Source organism: Collinsella sp. TF08-11AT, from assembly GCF_003437035.1.
Taxonomy (GTDB): domain Bacteria; phylum Actinomycetota; class Coriobacteriia; order Coriobacteriales; family Coriobacteriaceae; genus Collinsella.
The window spans coordinates 19,555-34,886 of record NZ_QSRL01000002.1 but is presented as its reverse complement, the minus strand read 5'-3'; the positions used below and the strand labels follow the sequence as shown (position 1 = coordinate 34,886).

The 15,332-nt window shown below is 60.7% G+C and carries 11 protein-coding genes and 2 tRNA genes; 3 read left to right on the top strand and 10 right to left on the bottom strand.

Annotation, left to right across the window (positions count from 1 at the left end):
• Window positions 1-430: 430 nt before the first annotated feature.
• From DXC79_RS02135 to gltB, 4 genes are all read right to left on the bottom strand, one after another.
• Window positions 431-1,507: a hypothetical protein gene (locus tag DXC79_RS02135; RefSeq protein WP_147327466.1), complete on the bottom strand. Its 1,077-nt coding sequence runs from the start codon at window positions 1,505-1,507 to the stop codon at window positions 431-433.
• A gap of 197 nt (window positions 1,508-1,704) precedes the next feature.
• Window positions 1,705-2,412, bottom strand: coding sequence for a hypothetical protein (locus tag DXC79_RS02130; RefSeq protein WP_117634823.1), 708 nt, complete (start codon window positions 2,410-2,412; stop codon window positions 1,705-1,707).
• 352 nt (window positions 2,413-2,764) lie between these two features.
• Window positions 2,765-4,246: a glutamate synthase subunit beta gene (locus DXC79_RS02125; protein ID WP_117634821.1), complete on the bottom strand. Its 1,482-nt coding sequence runs from the start codon at window positions 4,244-4,246 to the stop codon at window positions 2,765-2,767.
• 5 nt (window positions 4,247-4,251) lie between these two features.
• Window positions 4,252-8,937, bottom strand: a complete 4,686-nt coding sequence (gene gltB, locus DXC79_RS02120) for a glutamate synthase large subunit (protein ID WP_117634819.1) — start codon at window positions 8,935-8,937, stop codon at window positions 4,252-4,254.
• Between the two features lie 731 nt (window positions 8,938-9,668).
• Between gltB and gpmA the strand changes: the two genes are divergently transcribed.
• Both gpmA and DXC79_RS02110 read left to right on the top strand, forming a co-directional pair.
• Window positions 9,669-10,415 (top strand): 2,3-diphosphoglycerate-dependent phosphoglycerate mutase, encoded by a 747-nt coding sequence (gene gpmA / locus DXC79_RS02115; RefSeq protein ID WP_192934503.1) that lies wholly within the window; start codon window positions 9,669-9,671, stop codon window positions 10,413-10,415.
• A 75-nt stretch (window positions 10,416-10,490) separates the two neighbouring features.
• Complete coding sequence (locus DXC79_RS02110; RefSeq protein ID WP_117634817.1) at window positions 10,491-11,747, top strand: Nramp family divalent metal transporter; 1,257 nt, start codon at window positions 10,491-10,493, stop codon at window positions 11,745-11,747.
• A 307-nt stretch (window positions 11,748-12,054) separates the two neighbouring features.
• Here DXC79_RS02110 and DXC79_RS02105 read toward each other — a convergent pair whose 3' ends face one another.
• From DXC79_RS02105 to DXC79_RS02080, 6 genes are all read right to left on the bottom strand, one after another.
• Window positions 12,055-12,198, bottom strand: coding sequence for a rubredoxin-like domain-containing protein (locus tag DXC79_RS02105; protein WP_055251878.1), 144 nt, complete (start codon window positions 12,196-12,198; stop codon window positions 12,055-12,057).
• An 89-nt stretch (window positions 12,199-12,287) separates the two neighbouring features.
• Complete coding sequence (locus DXC79_RS02100; protein WP_055251877.1) at window positions 12,288-12,791, bottom strand: flavin reductase family protein; 504 nt, start codon at window positions 12,789-12,791, stop codon at window positions 12,288-12,290.
• Window positions 12,792-12,999: 208 nt separating this feature from the next.
• A complete protein-coding gene (smpB, locus tag DXC79_RS02095; RefSeq protein ID WP_117634815.1) occupies window positions 13,000-13,470 on the bottom strand; it encodes an SsrA-binding protein SmpB in 471 nt (156 codons plus the stop codon).
• The gene (locus DXC79_RS02090; protein WP_117634813.1) at window positions 13,460-14,377 is read right to left on the bottom strand and encodes a hypothetical protein; all 918 of its coding nucleotides are present in this window, start codon (window positions 14,375-14,377) and stop codon (window positions 13,460-13,462) included. Before DXC79_RS02090 ends, smpB begins: the two co-directional genes overlap by 11 nt.
• A 97-nt stretch (window positions 14,378-14,474) precedes the next feature.
• Window positions 14,475-14,551, bottom strand: a tRNA-Glu gene (locus tag DXC79_RS02085).
• A gap of 17 nt (window positions 14,552-14,568) precedes the next feature.
• A tRNA-Gln gene (locus DXC79_RS02080) sits at window positions 14,569-14,642 on the bottom strand.
• A gap of 265 nt (window positions 14,643-14,907) precedes the next feature.
• Here DXC79_RS02080 and DXC79_RS02075 point away from each other — a divergent pair.
• Entirely contained in the window at window positions 14,908-15,318 is a 411-nt protein-coding gene (locus DXC79_RS02075) for a hypothetical protein (protein WP_089572222.1), read from the top strand.
• Window positions 15,319-15,332 lie beyond the last annotated feature (14 nt).

Below are 15,332 nucleotides of genomic sequence, written 5' to 3'. Positions count from 1 at the left end.
GAATTGCTGCGGACATATCGGTCAACGGAGAAAGGAGGAGATGCGGAGAATGGAATGCGTTGCAGCCCCATCCCAGCGACATCCGGGAAATGTCTAGATCTGTAACAGGTGGACCGTCTTTAACCTTCCAAATGTTACAGATCGAGATCTTTCGGCACCGCGTCCAACCTTTGTCTCAATCTGTAACAGTTAGACCGGTTTTTGGCCGTTAGATGTTACAGATCGAGATATTTTCCAGCTCTGTCGTCAAACGTCTAAATCTGTAACAAGTAGACAGGTTTTCGGCCGTTAGATGTTACAGATCGAGATATTTTAGCGGCAGCCAACCTTCTGTCTCGATCTGTAACAGTTGCGAGGCCAAACGGCCCCTTGTTGTTACAGATCGAGACAAACTCGGCAGGAACAACCACATCCGCGTCAGTTACACCCCTCAGCGCCCATACCACTGCCGCCTCCACTGCTCAGCCAAATCGGCCCACTGCGGAATGCCCGCCAGTCTCATCTTTTCGGCCAGCTTCCCCGGATTCTTGAGCTCATCAAACGTAAACCTCAGCACCTTATGTCCGAGCATCGTCAGATGAGACTCTCGCTGACGTTCTGCCACGAATGGGTGGACCGACTCCCGACCCTCGTCGTTCTGTAAGGCATACTTTCCCTTTCCATCGAGCTCGCCAATCACGCACGTCCCGTCCTCGAGCCTCCAGAAATAATCAACGCGAAACACTTGGCTCGAATCAAGCGGGTCACGAAACTCCACCTGCAACTCTGGCACCGGAAAACCGTATGCAATAAAGAACGCCCGGAACCGAGACTCGCCACCGTTTTCGGACAGCCCGTCCGCATGCGACGCAATCACCTGAGCTCTGCGATACCCGCGTCTGCCCTCGCAATCGGCCTGGAGCCGTTCGCAGAGGTCGTCGCGCGATATGCCCTTCGCCCGCAGCGCAGAATCGGCGATCGCCAGACCATACGAAAACGGCGCACGCAGCAGACAATCCTTCACCGTGCGCCAAAACGGCGTCACCCGCACGCCGTCGACTTGTTCAAGCGCACCCGCCGCCTGCGGACGCAACAGCCGGCATCCTGCACTCAGCGGCACCGAGCAACCCGTCTTAACAAGAAATCGCGGCCCAAGCAGATCATTCGGCACCTCCAGACCCCACAAAAGTGCCGCGTCATAACCCCAAAACGCCCAATCGGGATGAAACTCCGCAAGCCCTTTGATGGTGCGCAACGCTCGCTCCGCCGGCGTCAGTACACCCCAATCATGTTGAAAGCAGAACAAATTCGGCTCGGGCTCCGCAATATCATCGGTTCCCACATGACGCCGCAGCCACATAAGCTCGGCATTGTCGTGCGTCACAAGCAGCACGCCTAGTTCAGCCGCCTCCGTGAGCCGCGCGAGCATCCTATTCCGCGCCAAGGTGTTACGTGTTGCATGCTTGTGTTTGAAAACGATATTAGACACTTCCATCACCACCACATCGGACAAATGGACCATTGTCACCGTTACCTCCGCTGATAAACGTCTTGATCTGTAACAGTTAGACGTTCTCCAGGCCCCTAAACGTTACAGATTTAGACAAACCAGCGGCGCCCAAGTATTCGTCTCGATCTGTAACAGGTAGACCGGTTTTTTGTCCCTAAACGTTACAGATCGAGACATAAAGACAGAGGGCAAGGCAGGCGACAGCTGCCCATCCCCTACTTCCACTCCTGCTCGTAGATGTTGAGTGACTTCACGTACCGCCCCTGGGCGCCCATGATGTCGCGGACCAGCCGCAAGAAGAAGCTGATGCACGAGGTGTCAAAGCCGTCCTGCAGGTCCTCGGGATGCACCGCACCCGGCCCATCGACCGCCGTGTCGTTCAGGCGCGCGATGTCATACAGGTAGAGCTGTCCCGCCGTAAGCCAGGCATCGTCGACGCAGGCGAGGCGCACCGCAATCGCGCCGTCGTTCCAATGCTCCTTCTGCACGATATGCGGGTCGTAGACATCAAAGCGATGATCGGTGCGTGTGTCCTTCAGCGCAACCATGCCGTTCGCAGGATCCTTGTCCAAAATGCCAAAGCGCGAGAAATACTGCGTGTCGCGTACCTGCTCGAGCCGCTTGAGCGAGGCAGGCGAAAGCGATGCCGGCGGCTCGTCAACATACAGCTCGAGCAGCGTCTTGCCATGGCGATAGGGGCGCTCGAAGAGCAGCCAATCGGTAAATGCCATGTTGTAGGCCATGATTTCGTTTTGCGAAGGCTCGGTGCAATAGCTGAGCCACGGATCGACAATGATCTCGAACTGTTCGCGCGCCGACTCCAAAAACTGGAACTTCCGCAGCATCCAAAAGTGAGCCATGTCAGCAATATCGTTGCCGACGGCTTCAGCCAGCTCTGCTCGGTCAAAAACTTGGTCAGTCATGGCATCCTCCTCAAACTGATGGACCTCAATTTGAGCTTACGAGGAGGGTGGGCAGCCACTGTCAGCGCAGGCAAAATAGGCCTTTTGTTGCAAACCAGATGCTGACCAAACACTTGACGAAAAGCTTGACCGAATGAGCGCACCGCAAAGAAACCGCAGGTAGACATAGACAGCCAACACGACCTTTTGAGCCAGATGCCCGCAGCCACCACAGAAACAACAGGTGACCACAGCCAAAGAAGTCGACAAATGAACACCCATACGTCGACAAACGAGCAAATCGCTCGCAAAGAGTGTCCCCAACGACTAGACAAAAATGACCAGTCATTGGGGACGTTCTTAAATGACTACTTTACAGCTTCAGCGCGTCGGCGACTTCGGCTGCGCAGGCCAGGGCGTCGGCCATAGCGTTCACCACGAGCGAGCTGCCGTTGCGAGCGTCACCGGCAACATACACCGGCGCGGCATCCGCGGCGACGCCGTCGACACGCGCCGCAAGATGCGAGCCCTCGGCAGCCATCACCGGCAGCGGACGGCCAGCGGTGGCGACAGGCACGCTCACCACATCGAACACGCCATGCTCGGGACCCGTAAAGCCGCAGGCGATGAGCACCAGCTGCGCCGACACCTCGTGCTCGGAGCCCGCGATGCGCTCGGGCTTTCCCGCCGACCAGTCCAGATCGACCACGCGCAGACCCGCAGCCGCACCCTTCTTGTCCAGCAGCACCTCGAGCGTATCCACGCCCCAGGCGCGCATCTCGCCACCCATCGCAGCAATAGCCTCCTGCTGGCCATAGTCGGCCTTCTTCACATTGGGCCACTGCGGCCAGGGGTTGCTCGCCGCGCGCTTATCGGGCGCAGCCGGCAAGAACTCAAACTGGCGCACGCTGCGCGCGCCCTGACGCACGGCAGTACCCACGCAGTCGTTGCCCGTATCGCCACCGCCAATAACCACGACGTCCAGGCCGCGTGCGTTCACCGCGGGCTCGCCGCCATCGAGCACCGAGACGGTCGAAGCCGTCAGGTAGTCCACGGCGTACACCACGCCGGGCGCATCGATGTTCGCAGCCGAAAGCCCGCGCGGGGCACGGGCACCGGCAGCCACCACAACGGCGTCAAAGCCATTGAGTTTGGCCGCCACCGCAGGGTCCGTCACATCGGCACCCAGCTCAAGCACAATACCCAGCTCGCGCATGAGCGCCACTCGACGCTCGACCACAGACTTCTCGAGCTTCATGTTGGGAATGCCGTACATGAGCAGGCCGCCCGGTCGGTCGTCGCGCTCAAACACCGTCACGCGGGCGCCGCGACGCGCAAGCTCCCATGCGGCCACCAGGCCAGCCGGTCCAGAACCAACCACGGCGACCGTGGGCGCATCCTCCCCCGCCGGCTCAAAGCGGCGCGGACCGCCGTTGGCCCACTCATGGTCGCTGATCGCACGTTCGTTATCGTGAATCGTCGTGGGTTGGCCGTCGACCGAGCCCAGGTTGCACGCGGCCTCGCACAGCGCCGGGCACACGCGGCTCGTGAACTCAGGCATGGGCGAGGTGAGCGACAGGCGCTCGGCAGCCTCATCCCAGCGGCCGCGGTACACCAGCTCGTTCCACTCGGGAATCAAGTTGTGCAGCGGGCAGCCGCTCGGACGTGCCTTGCCAAAGCTCGCGCCCATCTGGCAAAACGCCACGCCGCACATCATGCAGCGGCTCGCCTGGGCGCGACGTGCGTCGTCGTCGAGCTCCACGTACAGCGGATCGAAATCACGGCTGCGCTCCTCCACGGGGCGAAGCTCGTGGGTCACGCGATCGATATCAAGAAAAGCACCGGGCTTACCCATGGCACTTACGCCTCCTTCTTGGTCGAAGCAACAGAGCTGGCAGCCACGGACGCACCGCCCGCAACATCGAAGCGAGCGACATCCGCGGCGCTCGCGCGACCGGTCACGATGTCAAACGCCAGCTCCTCGGCCTGCGCATGTGTCTTGCCCACGGCCTCGCCCGCCGCGACAATCGCCAGCACGCGCTCGTACTCGGTCGGAATGACCTTCACAAAGTGCTTGCTCATCGTCTCAAAGCTGTAGAGCAGCTTAATGCCGCGCGGGCTCTGCGTCGCGTCCACGTGCTCCTGGATGAGCTCGCGAATCTGCGCCAGCTCGCCGGCCGTCGGGGCCTTGAGCTCAACGCTCTCGTGGTTCACACGGGCATCGAGCGTGCCGTACTGGTCAAAGACATAGGCCACGCCACCCGTCATACCGGCAGCGAAGTTCTGCCCGACCTCGCCCAGGATGAGCGCCAGGCCGCCCGTCATGTACTCGCAGCCATGGTTGCCGCAGCCCTCGACCACCACGGTGGCACCGGAGTTGCGCACGGCAAAACGCTGACCGGCAAGACCGTTAATGAAACCGCGGCCGCTCGTGGCACCAAAGAACGCAACGTTGCCCACGATGATGTTCTCGTCGAACTTGTAGGTCGCATGCGGATTTGGGCGCACCGACACCTCGCCGCCCGAAAGGCCCTTGCCAAAGTAGTCGTTGGCGTCACCGCACACGTTGAGCGTAATGCCGCGCGGCAGGAAGGCACCAAAGCTCTGACCAGCCGAACCATCGCAATCGATGGTAATGGAGCCGGCGGGCAGGCCCTCGGGATGCGCCTTGGTCACCGCGTTGCCCAAGATGGTGCCCACGCAGCGGTTGACGTTGGCGATATCGGCGCGGAAGCGAATCGGACGCAGGTGCGCACGGGCATCGGCCGTATAGGGCACAAACAACGTGGAGTCGAGCGTCTTGTCGAGCTCGCTGTCCGCAGCCATCTGGGGCAGGAAGTGACGGCCGTCGGCACCCGGGATGTGGGCACCGAACTCGCAGGTCGCGCTCGCCAGCACGGGCGACAGATCCAGCAGGTTAGCCTTGCGGTTGCCCGGGACCTCAATCTGGCGCAAGCACTCGGGATGGCCGACCATCTCGTCGACGGTGCGGAAGCCCAGGCTTGCCATGACCTCGCGCAGTTGCTCGGCAACAAAGAGCATAAAGTGCTCGACGTGCTCGGGCTTGCCGCGGAAGCCGCGACGCAAGCGGCAGTTTTGCGTGGCGATGCCGGCGGGGCAGGTATCCTGCTGGCAGTCGCGCTGCATGAGGCAGCCCATCGAGATGAGCGGCATGGTCGCAAAGCCAAACTCCTCGGCGCCCAGCAGGCAGGCGACGGCAACATCGGTGCCGTCCATGAGCTTGCCGTCGGCCTCGAGCACCACGCGCGAGCGCAGGCCGTTTTGCAGCAGCGTCTGCTGGGCCTCGGCAAGGCCAAGCTCCAGCGGCAGACCGGCGTGCCAGATCGAATCGCGAGCAGCGGCACCCGAGCCGCCATTGTGGCCGCTGATCAAGATCTTGTCGGCAGCGCCCTTGGCCACACCGGTGGCGATGGTGCCGACGCCGGCCTCGCTGACCAGCTTGACCGACACGCGTGCGCCGGGGTTGGCGTTCTTAAGGTCAAAGATGAGCTCGGCCAGGTCTTCGATGGAGTAGATGTCGTGATGCGGCGGAGGCGAGATCAGGCCGATGCCGGGCGTGGACTGACGGACCTCGGCAATCCAGGGGTAGACCTTCTTGCCGGGCAGGTGGCCACCCTCGCCGGGCTTGGCGCCCTGGGCCATCTTGATCTGAATCTCGAAGGCGCTGCACAGGTAGCGGCTCGTCACGCCAAAGCGCGCACTTGCCACCTGCTTGATCGCGGAGTTCTTGGAATCACCGTTAGCCAGCGGGGTCTCGCGACGCGGATCCTCACCGCCCTCGCCGGAGTTGGAGCGTCCGTGCAGGCGGTTCATAGCGATAGCCATGCACTCGTGCGCCTCTTTGCTGATGGAGCCGTACGACATGGCGCCGGTGTTAAAGCGGCGGACGATGTTGAGCGCGGGCTCGACCTCGTCGAGCGAAACCGGCGTGCGGCCGCTGGCATCAAAGTCGAGCAAGTCGCGCAGACGCACGGCACGGCCGGTGCGGTGCAGGCGGGTGCTGTACTCCTTAAAGGTGTCGTAGCTGTCCTCACGGCAGGCGGTCTGCAGCAAGTAGACAGTCTGCGGATCGATGAGGTGATCCTCGCCGCCGAGCGGGCGCCACTTGGTCAGGCCCAGCGTGGACAGCTGATCGGGAGCCGGGCTCTTAAGGATAGCGAGCGCGGCGTCGTAGCGCTCGTTTTGCTCGCGCTCAACGTCCTCGACACCCATACCGCCCACACGGCCCACCGTGCCGGCAAAGTACGCGTTGACGAACTCCGGCGTAAAGCCCACGGCTTCGAAGATCTGCGCCGAATGGTAGCTCTGCACCGTGGAGATACCCATCTTGGACATGATGGAGACGATACCCGCCGTCGCGGCCTTGTTGTAGTTGTCGATGCCCTGCTCGGCCGTCACGTCCAGGTCGCCGCGTGCTGCCAAGTCGCGGATGCACGCATGCGCATTGTACGGATAGATGCCGCTTGCGGAGTAGCCCACCAGCGCCGCAAAGTCGTGCGGGGACACGGCATCGCCGCACTCCACCACGATGTCGGCAAAGGTACGCACGCCAGCGCGAATCAGGTGGTTGTGCACACAGCCCACGGCGAGCAGCGACGGCACGGGCACCTCGCCCGCAGCGGCACGATCGCTCAACACCACAATGTTCACGCCGTCGCGGACCGCAGCCTCAACGTCCTCGGCAAGCTGTTTGAGCGCAGCCTGCAGCGCGCCCTCGCCGGCATCGCGGCGGTAGACGGCACGGAAACGACGGGTCTTAAAGCCCACGCGGTCGATGGCACAGATATGCTCGAACTCTTCCTCGTTGAGCAATGGGCGCTCCAAGCGCACCAGCTGACAGGCCGTGCGGGAATCCTCGAGCAGGTTGCCGTGGTTGCCCAGGTAGAGCGTGGTCGAAGTCACCATGTGCTCGCGCAGGGCATCGATCGGAGGATTCGTGACCTGAGCGAACAGCTGATAGAAGTAGTCAAAGAACGAACGCGTCTTCTTGGACAGGCAGGCCAACGGCGCATCGATACCCATCGAGGCGAGCGGGGCCTTGCCCTGCTGGGCCATGGGGCGCACGACCTCGTCAACATCATCCCAGTGATAGCCGAGCTTGGCCATGCGCACGGCGGCGGGCACCTCGGCATCCTCGGCGGGCGCGGGCGCGGCGGGCTCATCGAGCGCGTCGACGGTCAGTGTCTCCTCGGCAATCCAGTCGCGGTAGGGCTTCTCCTTGGCATAGCGGGCGCGCAGCTCGTCGTTGTAGATCACGCGGCCGCGGGCAAAATCGACCTCGAGCATCTGGCCCGGTCCCAGGCAGCCGCTCGTCAGGATGTTCTCGGGGCTCACCTCGATGGTGCCCACCTCGCTTGCCAGCATAAAGCGGCCATCGCGCGTCACGTAGTAGCGGGCGGGGCGCAAGCCGTTGCGGTCGAGGGCGGCGCCCAGCGTGCGACCGTCGGTAAAGGCGATGGCCGCCGGGCCGTCCCAGGGCTCCATGAGCATGGACTGGTAAGCGTCGTAGGCGCGGCGCTCCTCACTCAGGCTATCGTTGTGGTCCCACGGCTCGGGCAGCAACATGGACGCGGCACGCGTGAGCGGGCGACCGTTCATGACCAAGAATTCGAGCACGTTGTCCAGAATCACGGAGTCGGAACCCTCGCGGTTGATGATGGGCATCACGCGCTCAAGATCGTGCTGCAGCACGGGGCTGTACAGGTTGGGTTCGCGGGCGCGAATCCAGTTGACGTTGCCCTTGAGGGTGTTGATCTCGCCGTTATGGATGATAAAGCGGTTGGGGTGCGCACGCTCCCAGCTGGGCGTGGTGTTGGTGGAGTAGCGCGAGTGGACGAGCGCCACGGCCGTTTTGACGGCGGCGTCGTTGAGGTCGATGAAGAAGCGGCGCATCTGCGTGGCGACCAGCATGCCCTTGTACACGATGGTGCGCGAGCTCATGGAGCACACGTAGAAGATCTTGTCTCGCAGGGCAAACTCGGCATCGGCCTTCTTTTCGATGGTGCGGCGGCACACGTACAGGCGACGCTCAAAGGCATCGCCGGCGGGCGTGTCGTCCGGACGGCCCAGGAAGGCCTGCAGGATAGTGGGCATGCAGGCGCGGGCCGTCTCGCCCAGGTCGTGCGGGTCGACGGGCACCTCGCGCCAAAAGAGCAGCGGCACGCCGGCCTCGGCACAGCCCTCCTCAAACACGCGGCGGGCATCCTCTACGCCCTTGTCGTCCTGCGGGAAGAACAGCATGGCCACGCCATAGTCGCCCTCTGCCGGCAGAATCTGACCGCACTTTTGAGCCTCTTTACGGAAAAAGTGATGCGGAACCTGGAACAGGATGCCAGCGCCATCGCCGGTATTCTTCTCGAGTCCCGTGCCGCCGCGGTGCTCCAAGTTGACCAGAATGGACAGTGCGTCGTCCAGAATCTGGTGATGGCGCTCACCGTTGATATCGGCAAGCGCGCCGATGCCACATGCATCGTGGTCGAATTCGGGGCGATAAAGGCCCTGCTGCTGAGCGGAATCTGCCTGCATCGCGATCCTCCCCTAGATATTTAGACAGTCAGTTGAATAGGCATACTAGGAGCATCGCCGGCCCGTTGTGTTTCCCACCCGTTTCGAAACAATCGCGTAACGCACGCGGGACATCTACGTTTTGTCATCAAACGCGTACATCAGCCTCCAAACATGTCAAAAAACGACATCTTTGGAGGCTGACGTACACGTTTGGCGTAGGGACAGTCGGTGTACGTGCATCTGGCCCCTTCGGGTCATTCTGAAAACGAGGGCCGCGCGGACTTTTGCATGATGAGGCTCGACACCGCCAATCTTAAGGGCGGCAACAAGGCGCCCAAGTTCGGCTTGTAAGCTCACCGCTTCAAACATCTCAATCTGTAACAGGAGGAACCGATTTTGGCGCCTAGATGTTACAGATTGAGATTTTCTGCGGGACGGTTTTGGTTTGTCTCGATCTGTAACACGAAGGGCCGGCTTTGGCGGTCAGCTGTTACAGATCGAGATTTTCCATAGGACCATTTCTTCCTGTCTCGATCCGTAACACCTAGGCCCAATTTCCATCCCTAGTTGTTACAGATCAAGACAGTTCGCAGCCCCCCCTTCATCACCCTATTCAAATACAACAATTTTGTTAGTCTTGGTTAACTTTTAAGCTTAAAACGGGTATCCTTTGCGGCGTCAAGCAAACGGCACGCACACCGTGCCAGATCAAGGAGGCCCCCATGGCGCACCAAGCAGACCAGCAGACGATGCAACTCGTCCTCATCCGTCACGGAGAGTCCGAGTGGAACAAGCTCAACCTGTTCACCGGCTGGACCGATGTTGAGCTCACCGACACGGGCCGCGAAGAAGCCGCAGCAGGCGGTCGAGCCCTCAAAGAAGCCGGTTTCGACTTTGACGTCTGCTACACTTCGCGCCTCAAGCGCGCGATCCACACCCTCAACATCGTGCTCGGCCAAATGGATCGCGAGTGGCTGCCCGTCATCAAATCCTGGAAGCTCAACGAGCGCCACTACGGAGCGTTGCAGGGTCTCAACAAGGCCGATGCCGCGGCGGAGCACGGCGACGAGCAGGTGCTCATCTGGCGCCGCTCCTTCGATATCTGCCCGCCGGCACTCGAGCCGAACGACGCGCGCGATCCCCACACCCAGGAGCAATACCGTGATGTCGCGCCCGATCAGCTGCCCTATACCGAATGCCTCAAGGACACGATCGCCCGCGCCTGGCCCTATTTCGAAGACGAGATTCGCCCCCAGATGCTCGCCGGCAAGCGCGTACTCATCGCCGCACACGGCAACTCCCTGCGCTCACTCGTCATGAAGCTCGAGCACCTCACGCCCGAGGAGATCCTCAAGGTCAACATCCCCACCGGCGTGCCGCTCGTCTACACCTTCGATACCGATTTCAATGTCCTCGACAAGCGCTACATCGGCGACCCGGCGACCATCGCCGCCAAGATCGACGCCGTGGCCAATCAGGGCAAAGCGCACAAGTAGCCCCAACCCAAATCCGACGCGTGGCGCCGCACGACCCAGATGCGACGTCACGCCGCCCATACGCAGGAGCGCACCATGCTCAACCATCTCAAACAGCACTTTGGCTCCCGACGCACCGGTGGTCACGGAGGCCTAGACATTGCGCGGCATATCGGCCCCGGGCTGCTCGTGACCGTCGGCTTTATCGACCCGGGCAACTGGGCCTCCAATATGGCCGCGGGCTCGCAGTTTGGCTACGCGCTGCTGTGGATCGTCACGCTGTCCACGATTATGCTCATCGTGCTGCAGCACAACGCGGCGCACTTGGGCATCGCCACGGGCGCCTGCCTTGCCGAGGCCACGACCCGCTTTCTCCCCCGCATCGTGGGACGCGCGGTGCTCGGCAGCGCCTATCTCGCGACCATCGCCACCGCCATGGCCGAAGTCCTGGGCGGCGCGATTGCCCTTCAAATGCTCTTTGGGCTGCCCGTGCGTGCGGGCTGCGTCATCGTGGCGGCAGTATCGATGGCGATGCTCATGACGAACTCCTACAAGCGAGCCGAACGCTGGATCATCGCCTTCGTAGGCGTGGTAGGACTCTCGTTTTTGGCCGAGCTTGCACTAGTCAAGGTCGACTGGCCGCAAGCCGCCGCAAGCTGGATCACGCCCAGTATGCCCACTGGCTCTGCCGCGATTATCGTGAGTGTCCTGGGTGCGGTCGTTATGCTACACAACCTTTTTCTGCACTCCGAGGTCATCCAATCCATGCACTTCGAAGGCCAAGGCGAGCAGGTTATCGAAGAGCGTCTGCGCTACGAGCTCTTCGACACGCTCTTTTCGATGGGCGTGGGCTGGGCAATCAACTCGGCCATGGTCATCCTGGCCGCAACGACCTTCTTTGCGCACGGCATGGTCGTAGACGACCTCGCCGTCGCAGCGGCCACGCTCTCCCCCATTCTGGGCCCGGCGAGCTCGACCATCTTTGCGGTAGCGCTGCTGTTCGCGAGACTATCGAGCAGCGTGACAGCGGGCATGGCGGCGGGGACCATCACTGCGGGCATGTTCGACGAGGAATACGATATCCACGACCGACATTCCTCGATCGGGGTGGCGGCCTGTTTCGTCGGCGCAGTGACGGCGTGCCTGGTCGTCCCAAATCCTTTTGAAGGTCTCATCTGGAGTCAGGCACTGCTGTCGCTTCAGCTACCGATTACGGTCTTTGTGCTCATACGGCTCACCAGTTCACCCCGCGTCATGGGCAAATACGCCAATTCGCGTCCACTCAACGCGCTGCTCGTAGGGATCGGTGCCATCGTGACGATTCTCGATGTCGTGTTGTTGACAGGGATGTAATGGGGCGGGGCACCTACTCAGGCAAACGTCTCGATCTGTAACATCTAGACCCGCTTTCGATGTCTAGATGTTACAGATTGAGATCTTCTGCCGGACGGTTTTGGTTTGTCTCGATATGTAACAAGTGGGCCCAATTTCCACCGTTAGATGTTACAGATTGAGACAAAAGGTCGGTCGGACTCACAACAGACAGGATCGGTCAACAGCAACCGTGATCCCTTGGGGGCGGAGGAAAAGGGCCCCGGCCGAGAATTCGACCGAGGCCCTTGGACAGAGCTATGTTCGGCTTTCGCCGTGTGTCTGCGAGCTACTCCTCGACGAGCTCAAACTGATCGGGACCGACGCCGCACACCGGGCACACATAATCCTCGGGCAGCTCGGGCGTATCGACCTCAACCTCGTAACCGCAAACGACGCACACGAACTTATACGTCTTCTTCTCCTCAGCCATGATGTTCTCCTCTCAAACGCGACTGGTGATGTACTTCATTTATCAGTATAGATTCTCAATAATATAATGCAAGTATTTTTAAAACATTTCTAGCCTTGATACGAGGACGCCTTCGGAGGCGTCTTGCCCTTCAGGACCTTATGGTAGTAATCGTAGGTGAGCGGCGTCTCGTCACTCAAGCGCTCGGCATCCTCGACCTCGCCGATAAACAGTAGATGCGTGCCAACATCCACAGTGTCGATCAAATGGCAGCTAAACAGGGCCGCCGCGTGCTCGGGCACATAGGGCATGCCCAGAGCCGTCTCGCGGGTCTCGTATTTGGCAAACTTGTCATAATCGCTGCTGGTGCGGAACCCAAAGTTACCGATGTAGAGCATATCGGCGGTCTGATCGATCACGGTCAGCGCGAACGCTTTGGCCGAAGCGATGACGCCCGAGGTGACGTTGTCCTTGTTCACGGCAACCGAAATGCGCGGCGGCATGGACGTCACCTGCACCGCAGTGTTGATGACGCAGCCGGCGCGCAGCCCGTCTGCCGCGGCGCTCACCACGTACAGACCGCTCGGCATGGTAAAGAACGCAGTTTTGTCCATAACAATCACTCCCCTAACCCGGGTTGGAACCTCATGGATGTATGTACCCACAAAAAAGGCGGCGCCCACAACGGACACCACCTTTGAGACATATGTGTCAAAACAGTATAAGCAAGATGAGACGCCCGCAGTTGCGGTGAAATAAGGACTGAATAGCCCCTCAAACAGGCAAAACAGTCCGTATTCCACCGTAACTTATACAGAACGCCTAGCGATTGCGCTCCTTGAGGGCGCGGTCGATCTCGCGCTGGACATCGCGCTTGGCCATATCCTCGCGCTTGTCGTAAAGCTTCTTGCCGCGGCCTAGGCCCAGCAGCAGCTTTACGCGGCCGTCGGTATTAAAGTAGAGCTCCAGCGGCACCAGCGCATAGCCGCGGTTGCGAAGTTTGCCGTCAAGAAAGTCGATCTCCTTGCGGTGCAGCAGCAGACGGCGCCGACGGTCGGAATCGCGATTCCACACGCCACCATGGCTATAAGGGTGGATATGCAGGCCGACGAGCCAGCACTCCCCGCCACGAATCAGTGCGAAGGTATCGGTAATCTGGCACGCGCGCTCGCGAATCGACTTGACCTCGGTACCGCTCAGCTCAATACCGCACTCAAACGTCTCATCGATAAAGTACTCGTGATGTGCCGAGCGATTCTTGGAAATGAGCTTGCGCTCGCGCTTACTGGGCATCGCCGGCCTCCTTGGCGCCATCGGCGTTTGAGCCCGCAGCCTCGCGCTTTGCCTTGCGCTCGGCGTTAAGCTCGGCATCACTCTCGCGCACCAGCTTGATAATCGCCGCGCACGCCTCTTCGCCCACCAGGTCGCGGGCACGGACCGTCAGGCGCGTAGCCTCCTGCTTGTCGCCGTCGCTCGCAGCGTCGGTCGCACACATGATCAGGCAGATGGCAATCTCGGCCGAAGGCGAGGTCGGCACGCCCTGCAGGGCGAGCTCACCCATCACATGGTCGTCACTCTCGTCCGCGGCATCCGGATAGGTGGTATGGATCTTGTTGAGCAGGCGCGTCGTATGCGCATCGTTGGGCGCCAGGCGCAGCGCCAGACGCGCGCAGCCCACGGCTGCCGAAATGTTCTCGGTCTCGGGCTCCAAGAAGTACTGACCCAAGTTGGTGTAGGCACGTGCGGCGCACTTACCGTCGCTCGCGCGCTCCAGCACCGAGAACGAGAGCGATGCCCACTCCTGCTTGTCCTCGAGCGCGCGGAACAGCTCGGCCAAGTCCAAGCGATAGTTGCAGTTCATGGGATCCCAACGCACGGCCTGCATCAGGGCATTCCGAGCACTCACATAATCCTGCTGGCGAATGTAGGCAAACGCCATGTCGGAGTACAGGCGGTCAAAGGGAACCTCGACCTGCACCAGCTCGCGCGGATCCTTCTCCACGCGGCGATAGGCCAGGCGCTCAAACTTGCTGTCGAAGCTAAAGTACTGGCGCTTCTCCTCCGTCTTGCATTCAGCGTCGATATACTCCTCGGCAAGCTCCACCAGACGCTCCAGCAGCGGCGTCGCCGTAGCCAGGTCGCCCTGCGCCAGATAGTTCTCGGCATACGTGATGTCTTCCAAGCTGATAGGCAGGTCCATGACAACTCCTCGGTCCGGGCGGCAGACTCAACGCGCGCCTTAAATATCGGTCAATACACAAAACCCGGGTCTCTTACGAGGCCCGGGCGTTCAATTTTGGTAGCCCGTACCAGATTCGAACTGGTGATCTCCGCCTTGAGAGGGCGGCGTCCTAAACCGCTAGACGAACGGGCCATATGTAGCAAATGCAATGGCTGGGATGGAGGGAGTCGAACCCCCATTGACGGAACCAGAATCCGCTGTCCTGCCATTAGACGACATCCCAATGACTGCATCGCTGCGCTCGGCTGTGCCTTTGCGCAAGAAAGAAATATACGGGAAGTCCGGCCGTGACGCAAGCCCCAATTTTGACTTTTTTGAAATTCAGTCAAATACGGCCGACACGTGAAGGACCTGTGAAGCGCCAGCGACACGTACGGCGCCAAAGCCCGTAAAACATCCCGCATCTACCGCTGGTAGATTACAACAATGCAGCACTCACGGCTGATGGCACAATCGAACCGTCATCATTGCACGGATATCGAGGCGCCATGGACGAAGAGCTTGATTACCTATGGGAGACCCTGGGCCTCGAGATCACTGCTGACCTTTGGCCCGAACGGGACAAAATCCATCCCACTCTGCGCCCCGCCATCACGGTGATGCAGGCAAACTACCGCCGTGCATCCTTTTTGATCATGCGGATGTCATGGCACGCGGGACTCCCCGACCTTAAGCGAATCCAGGCAAGCCTCGTCGAGCTGTCCGGTATGCCGACTGTCATATCCGAGGCGCACCTGGAGCAGCGACAGCGCGAGCGACTGCAACAGCAGCGGATTCCCTTTATCTGCCCCGGCGTTCAGGCATATCTGCCCTTTATGGACGAGGAGTACTGGAGCGGCAAGCCCAACAAGCACGTAAAGGTCTACGATCCGCACGAATGGGCACAGCTCGATGATTGAGCCGAGCGAGCCCG

What these genes read in the sequence shown, in the direction of transcription:
- DXC79_RS02130 (WP_117634823.1), bottom strand. Translation starts at nt 2,412, where the DNA reads ATGACTGACCAAGTTTTTGACCGAGCAGAGCTGGCTGAAGCCGTCGGC.
- DXC79_RS02105 (WP_055251878.1), bottom strand. Translation starts at nt 12,198, where the DNA reads ATGGCTGAGGAGAAGAAGACGTATAAGTTCGTGTGCGTCGTTTGCGGT.
- gpmA (WP_192934503.1), top strand. Translation starts at nt 9,669, where the DNA reads ATGCAACTCGTCCTCATCCGTCACGGAGAGTCCGAGTGGAACAAGCTC.
- DXC79_RS02125 (WP_117634821.1), bottom strand. Translation starts at nt 4,246, where the DNA reads ATGGGTAAGCCCGGTGCTTTTCTTGATATCGATCGCGTGACCCACGAG.
- smpB (WP_117634815.1), bottom strand. Translation starts at nt 13,470, where the DNA reads ATGCCCAGTAAGCGCGAGCGCAAGCTCATTTCCAAGAATCGCTCGGCA.
- DXC79_RS02075 (WP_089572222.1), top strand. Translation starts at nt 14,908, where the DNA reads ATGGACGAAGAGCTTGATTACCTATGGGAGACCCTGGGCCTCGAGATC.
- DXC79_RS02100 (WP_055251877.1), bottom strand. Translation starts at nt 12,791, where the DNA reads ATGGACAAAACTGCGTTCTTTACCATGCCGAGCGGTCTGTACGTGGTG.
- DXC79_RS02110 (WP_117634817.1), top strand. Translation starts at nt 10,491, where the DNA reads ATGCTCAACCATCTCAAACAGCACTTTGGCTCCCGACGCACCGGTGGT.
- DXC79_RS02090 (WP_117634813.1), bottom strand. Translation starts at nt 14,377, where the DNA reads ATGGACCTGCCTATCAGCTTGGAAGACATCACGTATGCCGAGAACTAT.
- gltB (WP_117634819.1), bottom strand. Translation starts at nt 8,937, where the DNA reads ATGCAGGCAGATTCCGCTCAGCAGCAGGGCCTTTATCGCCCCGAATTC.